The sequence below is a fragment of the Paenibacillus sp. HGF5 genome (genome assembly GCF_000204455.1).
GTDB lineage: Bacteria > Bacillota > Bacilli > Paenibacillales > Paenibacillaceae > Paenibacillus_AQ > Paenibacillus_AQ lautus_A.
The window spans coordinates 46,486-59,799 of the sequence record NZ_AEXS01000066.1 but is presented as its reverse complement, the minus strand read 5'-3'; the positions used below and the strand labels follow the sequence as shown (position 1 = coordinate 59,799).

12 protein-coding genes are annotated in these 13,314 nt (G+C 51.6%); 8 read left to right on the top strand and 4 right to left on the bottom strand.

The window, feature by feature from the left end:
- Positions 1-92: 92 nt before the first annotated feature.
- The 8 genes from HMPREF9412_RS10745 to HMPREF9412_RS10710 all read left to right on the top strand — a co-directional run bounded on the left by HMPREF9412_RS10745 (position 93) and on the right by HMPREF9412_RS10710 (position 8,797).
- Positions 93-1,079: an LCP family protein gene (locus HMPREF9412_RS10745; RefSeq protein WP_009591478.1), complete on the top strand. Its 987-nt coding sequence runs from the start codon at positions 93-95 to the stop codon at positions 1,077-1,079.
- Positions 1,080-1,311: 232 nt separating this feature from the next.
- A complete protein-coding gene (locus HMPREF9412_RS10740) occupies positions 1,312-1,746 on the top strand; it encodes a CBS domain-containing protein (RefSeq protein WP_009591456.1) in 435 nt (144 codons plus the stop codon).
- A 259-nt stretch (positions 1,747-2,005) separates the two neighbouring features.
- On the top strand, positions 2,006-2,308 hold the full coding sequence (locus HMPREF9412_RS10735; protein WP_175320760.1) for a MazG-like family protein: 303 nt from the start codon (positions 2,006-2,008) through the stop codon (positions 2,306-2,308).
- A gap of 5 nt (positions 2,309-2,313) precedes the next feature.
- Positions 2,314-3,231, top strand: coding sequence for a DUF2232 domain-containing protein (locus tag HMPREF9412_RS10730; protein ID WP_009591515.1), 918 nt, complete (start codon positions 2,314-2,316; stop codon positions 3,229-3,231).
- An 11-nt stretch (positions 3,232-3,242) separates the two neighbouring features.
- Entirely contained in the window at positions 3,243-5,243 is a 2,001-nt protein-coding gene (locus HMPREF9412_RS10725; protein WP_009591530.1) for a DHH family phosphoesterase, read from the top strand.
- Positions 5,240-5,683, top strand: coding sequence for a 50S ribosomal protein L9 (gene rplI / locus HMPREF9412_RS10720; RefSeq protein ID WP_009591490.1), 444 nt, complete (start codon positions 5,240-5,242; stop codon positions 5,681-5,683). The genes HMPREF9412_RS10725 and rplI overlap by 4 nt, the downstream gene beginning before the upstream one ends.
- Before the next feature lies 1 nt (position 5,684).
- Positions 5,685-7,049, top strand: coding sequence for a replicative DNA helicase (dnaB, locus tag HMPREF9412_RS10715; RefSeq protein ID WP_009591500.1), 1,365 nt, complete (start codon positions 5,685-5,687; stop codon positions 7,047-7,049).
- A gap of 458 nt (positions 7,050-7,507) precedes the next feature.
- Positions 7,508-8,797, top strand: coding sequence for an adenylosuccinate synthase (locus tag HMPREF9412_RS10710; protein ID WP_009591501.1), 1,290 nt, complete (start codon positions 7,508-7,510; stop codon positions 8,795-8,797).
- A gap of 440 nt (positions 8,798-9,237) precedes the next feature.
- Here HMPREF9412_RS10710 and HMPREF9412_RS10705 read toward each other — a convergent pair whose 3' ends face one another.
- From HMPREF9412_RS10705 to HMPREF9412_RS10690, 4 genes are all read right to left on the bottom strand, one after another.
- Complete coding sequence (locus HMPREF9412_RS10705) at positions 9,238-9,936, bottom strand: ABC transporter ATP-binding protein (protein ID WP_009591547.1); 699 nt, start codon at positions 9,934-9,936, stop codon at positions 9,238-9,240.
- A complete protein-coding gene (locus HMPREF9412_RS10700; RefSeq protein WP_009591513.1) occupies positions 9,936-11,036 on the bottom strand; it encodes an ABC transporter permease in 1,101 nt (366 codons plus the stop codon). The genes HMPREF9412_RS10705 and HMPREF9412_RS10700 overlap by 1 nt, the downstream gene beginning before the upstream one ends.
- 120 nt (positions 11,037-11,156) lie before the next feature.
- Positions 11,157-12,536: a sensor histidine kinase gene (locus tag HMPREF9412_RS10695; RefSeq protein ID WP_009591514.1), complete on the bottom strand. Its 1,380-nt coding sequence runs from the start codon at positions 12,534-12,536 to the stop codon at positions 11,157-11,159.
- Positions 12,533-13,210: a response regulator transcription factor gene (locus HMPREF9412_RS10690; RefSeq protein ID WP_009591488.1), complete on the bottom strand. Its 678-nt coding sequence runs from the start codon at positions 13,208-13,210 to the stop codon at positions 12,533-12,535. Before HMPREF9412_RS10690 ends, HMPREF9412_RS10695 begins: the two co-directional genes overlap by 4 nt.
- Between the last annotated feature and the right edge of the window lie 104 nt (positions 13,211-13,314).

Sequence of the window (13,314 nt, the reverse complement as noted above, 5' to 3'; positions counted from 1 at the left end):
GGGTGAGCCAAGCAGCTTAGGGTGCAAGCAAAGACCTTTAACGATCTGACTTATCCATTAATTTATTTTATAATAAAGAAGGAATTGAACTCATGAAGAGGAAATCATTATATATTACGCTCGCTGTTGTCATATTGCTGGGCTCTTCCGCATTTCTGTTCAGAACGCAGCTTGCGGTCGTGGCATTTGATCTGTTTATGGCAAAGGACGTAGAGGAATCGTTACAGAAATCGTATAAGCCGCTCCAGAGCGACAAGACGCCTGAGCCGGTCGTACTCCAGAGCAAGCCGTTCTCGGTCATGCTGCTGGGAAGCGACCAACGGGAAGACGAGCCGGCCCGTTCGGACACGTTGATTTATGCGGTTGTGCGTCCCATGGAGTCGAAAGTGCTCCTAATCTCGGTACCGCGGGATACGTACGTCGATATTATCGGCAAGGACAAGAAAGACAAGATCAACCATGCGTTTGCATATGGCGGTCATCAAATGGCGAAAGATACGATGGAAGCATTTTTCGATGAGGAACTTGATTATTATGCCTCCATTAATTTTCAAGGTTTGAAGGATGTCGTTGACGCCCTTGGCGGCGTCGAGCTGCCGATCCGCAAGGATATCGTCAACAAAGGCAGGGATCATGAGAAGTTCACGATTGAAGCCAACAAACCGATTTACAATGGCGAGGAAGCCTTGAATTATGTCCGTTATCGTGAAGATAGCGACTTTAATCGGGCGAAGAGACAGCAAGTATTTTTGGATGTAGCGGCTAAGCGGGTCATGAAGCTGGATCAGATCGGCAAGGTGCCTGAACTGATCGAGATTATGGGAGATAATTTTCAGACCGATATGCAGCCTAAATTCATTATTGACCTGGCGAAGCAGATGCTGACCGGAGGCAAAGTGGATATGACCAGTTATACGATCATGGGAGAAGGCATGAAAATTAACGGCATCTATTATAATGAGGCCGACATGGAGGACGTGCAGGAAGCCCGCGATCTAATCGACAACTGGATGAACCCGGATACGCCGGCAGACCAGCTGCTGCAGCCTAAAGATGCAGAGAAACAGAAATTGCAATAACATAAACACCGGTACATCCGGATGATGTCATAGTACGTTGCTTCATCTCAATCAGCAGTCCGGATTGCCTGGCTGCTGATTTTGTGCCCTATACAAGGGAATCGAAACGACGGAGTTAACGTATGTATGAGTATGGATAGGGGAAGGAGTAACCTGCATACCAAGCTTTTGGATCAGGAAGGTTACTTAACATGATTCCATGAGGTTGGAGTCATAAGGAGGATAATGCATTATGAATATCGCTTTTTTTCTATTACCGAAGCAGGAAGTGATTTGTTTAACGCTGGACTCCACGCTTAGGCAGACGCTGGAACGGATGGAGTTTCACCGTTACACGGCGGTGCCCGTGCTGGATAAGAACGGTCAATATGCAGGCACCGTAACCGAAGGCGATCTGTTATGGCATATGAAGAACTCGGAAGGCAAAATCACTTTTGAGAACGCTTCGAAATTTTTGCTGAAGGATGTTCCGTTCCGCATGGATATCAAGCCAGTATCGATCGATGCCCGGATGGAGGATCTGATTAATTTGGCCAAGGTACAGAACTTTGTGCCTGTGGTGGACGACATGAACCGATTTATCGGGATTGTCCGCAGAAGCCTTATCATCGAGTACTGTGAACGCTTTGTTTCCAAGGAGACGATGGAATCCCAAGGGGCAACATAATCATGTAGGAACGCAAACAACAAAGGGCGTGGGACCACGAGACATCGTGGGTAACACGTCCTATTTCTATAGAAGCGGGGCAGCAGTCAGCATGCAGGGGAATAACCGGGAGCCGTTTGGAGTACAAAGAGAAGGTAAGTTATCTCTGCCATGGGGACTAAGGTTGGACAGGGTGCCCCGGGGCCTTTGTGTGGGCGGCTTTTTTTTATGCTATAATGGAGAATAAAGCTGTTTTCAGGGAGAGATGGATATGCCAAATATGCCGAAGGACTTGGATGTAGCGAAACGCGCCAAAGTGATTGAATGGCTTAAAACCGAAGTAATTGATCATGTATCCCGGTTATTCAAAGCTCTATGGGAAGGCAGCACTACAAAGGTTGGAGACAGTTTGGCAAGCCTGATGATGAGCTCCTACATACTGGGCCGAAGGCTCGGCTTGACCTATCGGGATTTGGACGATCTCTTGTTGGAGAAATTGAAAAAGCATAAGCAGGAAGGACATCAGCTGGAGGATTGGTACCAGGATATTTCCGCGCTCGAAGAACATTTGCGTAAGAGGTGAACATATTGAAATTGCGCTGGACTACGGCGGTATGGAGCGTTGTATATTTGCTGCTGCTGCTGTCACTACTCACACCCTTTTCGATCGTAACGGCTTTCTTGTTGGTTCTGCCGGTTGCGATTCTGTTTACGGCTTTGAATACAAAATCATTTATCATGCATGTGGTGCCGGTGTGGCTGATTGCGCTCCTGATTCATCCCATTTATTTACTGCTCGCGATCTATTTTGCGATTCCGGGGATCGTGATGGGGTATTTATACCGGAAACGGAAGGCAGCCATGCAGGTGTTGAAGTATGGCATGGCCGTCATGCTGGTGGAACTGCTTGTTCTGCTGATGATCAGCACGGCCTTCTTCCAATTGAATCTGTCGGAATATGTGGATGAGATCGTAAAGATGACAACCGCTCCGCTTACCGAGATGGGGGTTGAAGGCGGCCTGGGCGGCCAGTTCCTTGGCACCGAACTCGATACACAACTCATTAAAGATCAAACGATGCGTTTGGTTCCGTTCGCGATGATTATCAGCTCGTTCCTTATGACGGTGGTCACGCATGCTTTGGCACGGCCCACCCTTAACAGCATGGGTCTATCCGTGCCGCGGCTGAAGCCGGCCAGAGAATGGATGCTCCCGCGTTCCCTGATCTGGTACTACCTGCTCATTTTCTTCATCAACATAGCAACCGTCAATTCGGACAATACCTTCATGAAGATGATAGTAGCCAACGCTACGCCGTTGCTGCAGATCTGCTTCATGATTCAAGCGCTGAGCTTCTTCTATTATCTGGCACACGAGCGGAAGTGGCATCCCATCGCGCCGCTTTTGACGGCCATACCGATTGTTTTGTTTCCGCCGGCAATGATTATCGGAATCCTGGATCTGGCGTTCCCGCTTCGTCAGGCATTTAGTAAAAACAAAAGATAGGGTGATGAGTCATGCCTAAATTTCTGCAGAAACGCTGGCACGGCTATCATACCGTCTGGGCGTTTGCGCTGGTGCTTCTGCTTGTTATTTTTCTGTCGTTCTACAATACGATTCTGGGGCTGGTCGGGCTGCTGCTTGCGGTGGTAGGCGGCTACGCGATGCTGAAGGCGGAGATGAAGTTTCGCCGCGAGCTGGTGGATTATATCGGAGATCTGTCGTTTCGGATTCAGCGGGTCGAGGGCGAAGCGGTCAGCGTGCTGCCATTTGGCATTGTGCTGTACAGCGAGGATAAGACCGTGGAATGGCATAACCGATTCGTAGTCAATATGTTTCCTCAACAGCCGCTGGTCGGCGCTTCATTGCAGGAATTGTTCCCCGAGCTGGTGACAGCGCTAAAGGAAATCCAGGAGAAGAAGGATAGCAAAGAGAAGCCGCCGAAGGAAATTCGGCTGGAGATTTCCCATGAGGATAAGTTCTATGGAGCTACGGTAATTCCGGATGAGCGACTCATTTATCTGGATGAGATCACCGAGCTGGCGGTCCTCAGGCAGCGGTACGAGGATGAGCGGCTGGCCTTGGGCATTATCATGATGGATAACATCGATGAGGCCTCGCAGGGGATGGATGATCAACAGCGAACGGCACTCATTGCAAAGGTCACCAGCGAGATTACGAATTGGGCCCGGGAGTTCAATGTCTACTTACGGAGGCTCTCCTCGGACCGTTATTTGATGATGCTGAACCACAGGTCGCTCGATGCACTGGAGAACAGCCGTTTTCTCATTTTGGACGAAGTCCGGGAGATGACGGCCGATCTGAAGGTACCGCTTACGCTAAGCGTCGGTCTTGCCTTTGGTTCAGACGATATCACGGAGCTCGGGCAGCTTGCCCAATCCAGTTTGGATATGGCACTGGGCCGGGGCGGAGATCAGGCCGCTGTCAAAGCCGGCCAAAGGCTCTCCTTCTATGGCGGTAAATCCAACGCGGTAGAGAAACGAACGCGCGTAAGAGCGCGAGTCATTTCCCATGCGCTGCGCGATTTGATGCAGGAGAGCGACAAAGTGATCATCATGGGCCACAAGCTGCCGGATATGGACGTGGTCGGCGCTGCGATCGGCATCCTGAAAGCAGCCCAAATGTATAAAGTCGAGGCTTATATCGTGATGGAGGGAATGAATCCGTCCATTTCGAGGATTATGGAAGAGGTCCGCAAGGATGAAGCCTTGATGAGCCGATTCATCTCGACCGAACAATCGATGCAGATGATGACGGAGCACACGCTGCTCGTTGTCGTGGATACCCATAAAGCCTCCATGACGATGGAGCCGAGGCTGGTTCATCGCGCAAGCCGGGTGGTCGTGATGGATCATCACCGGCGCGGCGAAGAATTTATTAATGACGCTGTGCTGATCTATCTTGAGCCGTATGCCTCTTCAACCTGCGAGCTGGTGACGGAGGTGCTGCAGTATATTCACGACCGGGTATCCCTTACTCCGGTTGAGGCGACGGCATTGCTGGCAGGGATTACGGTGGATACCAAGCATTTTGCCCTCCACACGGGATCGAGAACGTTCGAGGCGGCCGGGTTCCTGCGGCGTCACGGAGCTGACACCATGATGATTCAGCGGGTGCTCAAGGAAGATCTGACAGAATTTATAGCGAAGGCAGAAATCGTGAAACATGCTAAAATGGTATTTGACCATATCGCTATCGCGGTGGCGAAGAGCGGGGAGCCCATGCCGCAGCTGCTCATCGCTCAAGTGGCGGATATGCTGCTGAATATGACGGATGTGCAGGCATCCTTTGTCATTAGCGAGCGCACCGACGGCAAGATTGGCATTAGCGCCCGTTCGATGGGCAAGATGAATGTTCAGATGATTATGGAACGTCTCGGGGGAGGCGGACATTTAACGAACGCCGCAGTACAACTGGATACGACGCCTGAGAAAGCCGAGGAGAAGTTGATGGAGGTACTGAAGGACATCGAAGCGAAAGAGGGGTTATTTGAATGAAAGTCATTTTCATAAAAGATATGAAGGGTCAAGGCAAGAAAGGCGAAGTGAAGGAAGTTTCGGAAGGATACGCAACAAACTTCCTGATTCCGCGGGGAGTTGCTCGTCCGGCTACCGACGGGAACATGAAAACGCTGGAGCAGCAGCAGGCCTCCGAGGAGAAGCGCAAGGCTCAGGAGAAGGAAGAGGCGCAGGTCCTCGGCAAGAAGCTGGAAGAGATGACGGTGGTCCTGAAAGCCAAGGCTGGAGAGGGCGGTCGTCTGTTCGGCGCCATTACCAGCAAACAAATTGCGGAAGCATTGGCAGGACAGAAGATCAAAATCGATAAACGCAAAATTGAGCTTAGCGATCCGATCCGCAGCCTGGGCGTTACCCAGGTTCCGGTGAAGCTGCATCCTGACGTCAAGGCGACGCTCAAGGTTCAAATTACGGAGGAGTAATATGGGAGGAGAACTCTATTTCGATCGGGTCCCCCCGCAGAACCTTGAGGCAGAGCAGGCCGTGCTGGGTGCCATTCTGCTGCAGAGTGAAGCGCTGATCACGGCGATGGAGCGGGTGCAGGCTGAGGACTTCTACGATAAATCACATCAGATGATTTATGAGGTCATGGTGCAGCTCGGGGAAAGCAATCAACCGATCGATCTGGTGACCCTTACATCTCTTCTGCAAGATAAAGGACAGCTGGAAGAGATCGGTGGAGTCAGCTATTTAGCGAAGCTGGCCCATGCCGTCCCGACGGCTGCGAACGTGGATTATTACGCCCAAATCATCGAAGAAAAATCGATGCTGCGGCGTTTGATCCGAACGGCAACGCAGATTGTCAGTGAAGGCTATACCGGAGGAGAAGATGTATCCGGTATGCTCAGCGAGGCGGAGCGCCGCATTCTGGAGATCTCCAATCGACGCACGGGCAGCGGGTTTATTGCGATCCGTGACGTGCTGATGGAAGTCTTCGAGAAGGTGGAGGTCCTTCATCAGAACCGGGGGAATACGACAGGAATTCCTTCCGGCTTTGTGGATCTGGACAAAATGACAAGCGGATTCCAGCGCAACGACTTGATTATCGTGGCGGCTCGTCCTTCCGTAGGTAAAACGGCCTTCGCACTGAATATCGCCCAGAACGTGGCCATTCGCGCCAAAGAAACGGTAGCCATCTTCAGTCTGGAGATGTCGGCGCCGCAGCTCGTTCAGCGTATGATCTGTGCCGAGGCAAACCTCGATGCGGGCGTGATGCGAAACGGCGACTTCAAAGGTGACGAGGATTGGTCCAAGCTCACGATGGGCATTGCCGCTCTATCCGAAGCGGAGATTTACATTGATGATACACCTGGCGTCACGGTAGCCGATATCCGTGCGAAATGCCGCCGTTTGAAAAAAGAGAAGGGGCTCGGCATGATTCTGATCGATTACCTCCAGCTCATTCATGGGCGAGGCAAGCCCGGAGAGAACCGGCAGCAGGAGGTATCCGAGATCTCGCGTACGCTCAAACAAATTGCCCGTGAGCTCGAAGTGCCGGTCATCGCGCTGTCACAGCTCAGCCGGGGCGTTGAGCAGCGTCAGGACAAGCGTCCGATGATGAGTGACCTGCGGGAATCCGGTTCGATCGAGCAGGATGCCGATATCGTTGCGTTCTTATACCGGGATGATTATTACAATCAGGAAACCGAGAAGAAGAATATTATCGAGATCATCATTGCCAAACAGCGTAATGGTCCAGTAGGCACAGTGGAATTGGTCTTCCTGAAGAACTTTAATAAATTCGTCAATTACGAGCGAACGCATGCCGATGCCTTTGCGGCCGGGTAACGACAATACAGATGGCCGAAGTTCTTTGGTGTCATAACGAAATACGAGGCTGCTTTAATAAAGTTCGAAAGATCAGGCGGATACCTGCCGCTGCTGTAAGTTAAGGGCATTTCTTAAGATATCAAGTATAAACTTCGAAGCTTGAGCCTTCCTGATATCGCAAGAAAAACTTCCTCTAACCGCGGTCTGTCTTCTGAGAAAGTATTTCGACAGTCGTTTTTCTTATGGCAGTTCCCCAATAATACGGTTATCAATCCATAAACTCGTCCTAATTCCGAACAATCGTACACACTCATGTGCGATTGTTCGTTTTTATATTTGACTTTAAAAATGGGGACTGTTACACTGGTATTGCTGCTTTAGTGCAGTGAGGTTGAACTTAATCAGCATGCATAGTTTTATTTCATCAGTGTTACGCGAAATCATAAGGGTGTAACAGCCCGGGCGGAGGAATGAATATGTCAACGGTAGTCGTTGTGGGAACACAATGGGGAGATGAAGGGAAAGGGAAAATCACGGATTATTTGGCGGAAAGCGCCGACGTGGTAGCCCGTTACCAAGGCGGCAACAATGCCGGCCACACCATTCTGATTGACGGTAAAAAATTCAAGCTTAGCTTGATTCCATCCGGAGTATTCTATAAAGACAAAACCTGTGTAATCGGTAACGGTATGGTCGTTAATCCGGCTGCACTCATTGAAGAGATTAATTATATTCATGATAACGGGTTCAGCACGGACAATCTGGTAATCAGCGATCGTGCTCATGTTATCATGCCTTATCATATGGTATTGGATGCTCTGGAAGAGGACCGCAAAGGTCCGAACAAAATCGGTACAACACGCAAGGGGATCGGCCCTTGCTACATGGATAAAGCGGCACGCAACGGCATCCGGATCGCAGATCTGATGGATGCGGAAGAGTTCGAATTGAAGCTTCGCCATCTGGTGAAGGAGAAGAACCAAGTGATTACCCAAGTGTACGGCGGGGAAGCGCTTGATGTTGAAGAGATTCTAACGCAATACCTGGAGTACGCCGAGGTTATTCGTAAATATGTGCGCGACACTTCCGTTGTCTTGAATGATGCCATCGATGAGAATCAAAAGGTATTGTTTGAAGGCGCTCAGGGCGTCATGCTGGATATCGACCAAGGTACGTACCCGTTTGTTACGTCTTCGAATCCTTCTGCAGGCGGCGTCTGCATCGGTTCCGGCGTAGGGCCGTCGAAGATTCAACAAGTCATCGGCGTGGCCAAATCCTATACGACGCGTGTAGGAGACGGACCATTCCCAACGGAGCTGGATAATGAAATCGGCGAATATATCCGTGAAAAAGGACATGAGTACGGCACGGTAACCGGGCGTGCTCGTCGCGTAGGCTGGTTCGACAGCGTAGTTGTGCGCCATGCCCGTCGCGTAAGCGGAATTACCGGCCTGTCCCTGAACTCGCTGGACGTGCTCAGCGGACTGGAAACCGTGAAGATCTGTACCGCATATAAATTCCGCGGTGAGGAGATTACGCACTACCCGGCCAGCTTGAAAATGTTAGCCGAATGCGAAGCCATCTATGAAGAGCTGCCAGGCTGGAGCGAAGACATTACCGGCGCGAAGACGCTGGAGGATCTGCCTGAGAACACTCGCCGTTATGTTGAGCGGGTATCCGAACTGACCGGCATTCCGATTGCCATCTTCTCCGTAGGCCGCAACCGGGAGCAGACGAATCAAGTGCTGCCGATTTACGAGAAGTAATCAAGCGTTGGACCAAGAATAGAGAGAGTGAAAGTTCAACCTTAAGATATGTGAAATACACCCGCCGAAGATAGGGTTCGGCGGGCTTTTTTTATGGCTGTGAAAGATCCGGGCTAGGAGATGGCTTTCGAGCATACCATCGCTGGTCAATAGGTAGAAGAATTTGTCCCTTCAGCTAAAGAATATTATCCCCTAGTCATTCGCCCATCCACCCTATAATGGAGATAGACATAGAGGGCAGCACGCTGATCATTTGGAATTGGGGCTAAAAACAGCGGATGAATGCAGTCAGATCCATGTAGGGGGGACAGAAGCCATACGAACCTTCGAATAGACGTATGGCCTTCTTGAGCGCTGGACAAGGTACACGGCGGTCCAGCATAATAAAAAACCGGATTCATCGACTAGGCTGCCTAGGGATGAATCCGGTTTTTGTCGTGCTACAACACAATCGGCTGCGGCCGTTCGGACAGCTTGCCGTCCTCGATATAGACGACCCGGTCACATAGATCCAGCATGCGCTTGTCATGCGTGACCATGATAGCAGCTTTCCGGCGCAGCTTCACCTCATCGGCGAGCATTTGAACGACCGTCCGGCCGCGCTCGGAATCCAGACTTGCCGTCGGCTCGTCTGCCAATATGAGCTCCGGATCGTTCATCCATGCCCGGGCAATGGCAACCCGCTGCCGTTCGCCGCCGGACAGGCTCTCGGGATAACGAGACTTTCGATGCGACAGGCCCAACCGGTGAAGCAGATCATCTGCCCGCCGCTGCGGCTCCTGGCCTTGCTGGTTTGCCAGCTTGGCCATCAAGAGCAGCTGATCCCGGACCGTCAGATACGGAATGAGATTGGAGGATTGAAAGACAAATCCGATATGGCGCAGCCGCAGCTGATTCATTTGTTTGGCGGGGAGCCGTGTGACCTCCTGATCGCCCATCCATATTCGTCCCCGGGTAGGGGATAGCAGTGCCCCTGCAATGGAGAGAAAGGTGCTTTTGCCCGAACCGGAGGGTCCGACCACCGCGACGAATTCCCCACCCTTGATATCCAGCGAAATGTTGTCCAGTACTTTAACGGAGGTGTCACCGTCACCGAATTCTTTGCTCACCTGATCCATCAACAGCTTGGATGATGTCATTATGCAGCCCTCCCGATAGCTTCGATTGCATCGATCTTGATGACCCGATATAGCGACAATAGCGATCCCATCAGGGAAACCGCCAGGAACAGCAAGGAACAGAGCAGAACGACCGAAGGCGTTAACGAAAAGGGCACGATGCCGGACGATAGGAGCGAAACCCCATACGTCAGGCCGATGCTGATCGCAAGACTGACGATGGTAAGGGTCAGGACCTGAAAGATCAGACTCCTCACCAGATAGCCGGTCCCCGCGCCGATGGCTTTCAGGACGCCGAACTGATTCATTTTCTGAATCGTCATGACGTAGAAGAACACGGCCAGCACGAAGGCTGCGATCACAAACAGGAACACAATCATCATGATGAGTGAACCCTGCTCCTCCTGAAAACCGGGAATTCCCTGCAGGGCTTCCTCTTTCGTGATAATCTCGATGCCGGATACGTCCCGGGCCAAGGCCTCCTTCTGTTCCGGAGTTCCTTTCCAAGCGATGGCATTATAGATAGGCGCTAGCTTTGCCGGGTTTGATTGAAGCGTCTTCCATCCCTCAAAGTTCATGTGAATGACCGGGGCATGACTGAAGGATTGTCCCTCCGTAAAGGCCGCAATCGTAAATGTGGCGCCTGTAGCCTGATCCACGATCCGGTCGCCCAGCTGGTACCCGTCCTCTTTCAAGGAGCGGTCGGCCATCACAAGGTCGGCATCCGTATTGCTAATCATGGTGCCTTCAACGACTCGGGGTGCCAGCATGCTCTCCACATCAATGGCAAAAAAAGCTGCATCGAATTTGGCTGCGGAGCCTTCCTTGGTCAAGGTGTTCATGCGTATGCCGAGCGGAGTGGCCGGGTTTCCACCCGGGCGGCTCTGCACTTCGTTCCAGATCTCGCCGGTTAGTACGGAACGATTGATCCGATGATCGGATCCCTCCTGAAGCACCAGGTAGTCGGCTTTCATATTTTGTATGGAAGAGGCGTTATCGGAGGAGAGCCCCTGGGCCAATCCCGTGACGAACAGAACGAGCCAGGCAATCAGAACCATAATGAAGCCAATCAGCAGATAGCGCAGCTTCGCATGCTGAAGTTCACGCAGTGCAAGAAACATGTTTCCCATCTCCATTCCTAATCATTAAGCAGCACATCCCTCGGTTTTTAATCTCTGCGGGATATGCCCCAAGTATAGGAATGGATTATGAACAGAGCATGAACTTGAGATTAGGCTGCATTATACGTGAGGGAGGATCACGGTGAAGGTGGTTCCCTTTCCAGGCTGACTCGTGACTTCAATACGTCCGCCATGCAGTTCGACAATTTTCTGGGTAATGGATAAACCCAATCCGCTGCTGCCCTCGGAGCGGTCGCGAGCCTCATCCACGCGGTAGAACCGGTTGAAGATGTGGGGCAGGTGCTCTGGCGGAATACCAATGCCCGTATCGGAGATCTCGATGCGGCATTGTGTGTTGTGTTCGATCACACGCAGGGAGATGGCGCCTTCAGGTACGGTGAATTTAATGCTGTTGGTGATGAGGTTCGTCCATACCTGATGCAGCAGTTGTTGATCGCCATAGACATAGGTCGGCGGCAGCGACATATCGATGGTCAAATCTTTGCTGCGCCAGCTCCATTCGGTGTGGAACAGCACCTGCTTGATTTGCTCGGCCACGTCGAAGGTGGATTTATCGAGAATATTTTCTTCCTTATCCAGGGACGCCAGCATAAGCAGCTGTTTGCTGAGCTGGGACATCCGGCGGCTCTCCGCCTCAATGATCGATAAGTAATGCTGCTGTTGTTCCTCGGACAAGCGCTTCGTTTGCAGCGTCTGCGAGAAGCCCTGAATGGAGGCCAGCGGCGACTGGATTTCATGCGAGACATTGGATACAAACTCCTGGCGCATCTGCTCCAACTGCGCTAGCCCTTTAGCCATCTGGGAAAAATGGTCCGCAAGCTGCCCCAGCTCGTCCCGCCGGGTAACGTTCAGCTTAATGTCATATTGGCCCTGCGCCACGCTCTGGGTGGCCTCGGTTAACTTCACGATCGGTTTCACGATATAGCGCGTAATAATGCCGACAAGCAGGATGCTCAGCAGGATGGCAATGACCATGATGATGGAGAAGAAGATACGCATCTCCCCGAACTGGACGGTAATATCGGGCCTGATGAAGAGTGCGTGAGGGCTGCCTTCTACCTGTATGGGGATGCCGATGGAGTTGCTTAGGACATTGTCGAAAAAGCCGGTGATGAACAGCTCCGACGGAAACTCCGCGATGCCATGGTACACCTTCCCGTTCAGCACCTGCCGCACCGTTTCGGGCGAAAGGTCCTGTTCACGGAACATGCCGCCATAGAACCACTCCTTGCCTTGATCGTTTACCAAATAGAATTGATAACCGAGCTGTCCGATGTGATGGAGATAATCATGGATGTCCGTCTCCGGGTGGCTGTCATAAAAGTCCCCGATATCCTTGGCCATGGTGGTGACCTTCTGATCGTTAAAGGGCTTGAGATTGTACTGGTAGTACAGATTAGACAGCACAAAAGCAATCAAGCTGCTGATCACCATGATGGCGATGGTGGTGAGGACGATGCGCGAATAGAGGGTTTTCACTTCGGCGCCGCCTCCAATTTATACCCTACGCCCCGGATGGTCCGTATCCGGAAATCGCCGCGTCGGTCCGCGAAGCGTTCCCGGAGTCGTTTGATATGAACGTCAACGGTCCGGTCATCTCCGTCAAAATCCGTTCCCCAGATGAGCTGAATCAGCTCCTCGCGCGAGAACGTCCGGTCCGGATAGCTCGCAAGCTGGGAGAGCAGCTCAAACTCCTTCATCGGCAGCATCAGTACCTTTCCGTGTCCTTGAACCTCGTAGCTTTTGCGGTCGATGGTTGTTTCGTTCAGACGGATTTTGTCTGCGCTGACCATTTGATACCGCCGCAGCAGGGCTTTGATTCGAAACAGCAGCTCCCTTGGTTCAAACGGCTTGGTTAAGTAATCATCCGTGCCTACGGCAAAACCTCTCTCTTTGTCTACAAGCTGATCCTTGGCGGTCAGCAGAATGACGGGAACATCATAATAACGCCGGATTTCTTCGCAGAGCTGATACCCGTCCTTGTTCGGCATCATGACATCCACGACAGCCAGGTGAACCTGTTCTTCCGCCAAAAGGACAGAAGCTTCTTCCCCGTCAGATGCAGTTAATACTGTGTATCCTTCGGTTTGAAGATGATATTGCAGGAGCTCTCGAATATGCGCGTCGTCATCTGCGATCAATATATGAATCATTGCTAGATTGACCTCCTTCATATGCAGTTCCAATGACTATATATGTATCATACATTCCCTGGTGCGGTCGATGGAGCGCTCTATCGCATGGAAGTAGTGTGGCC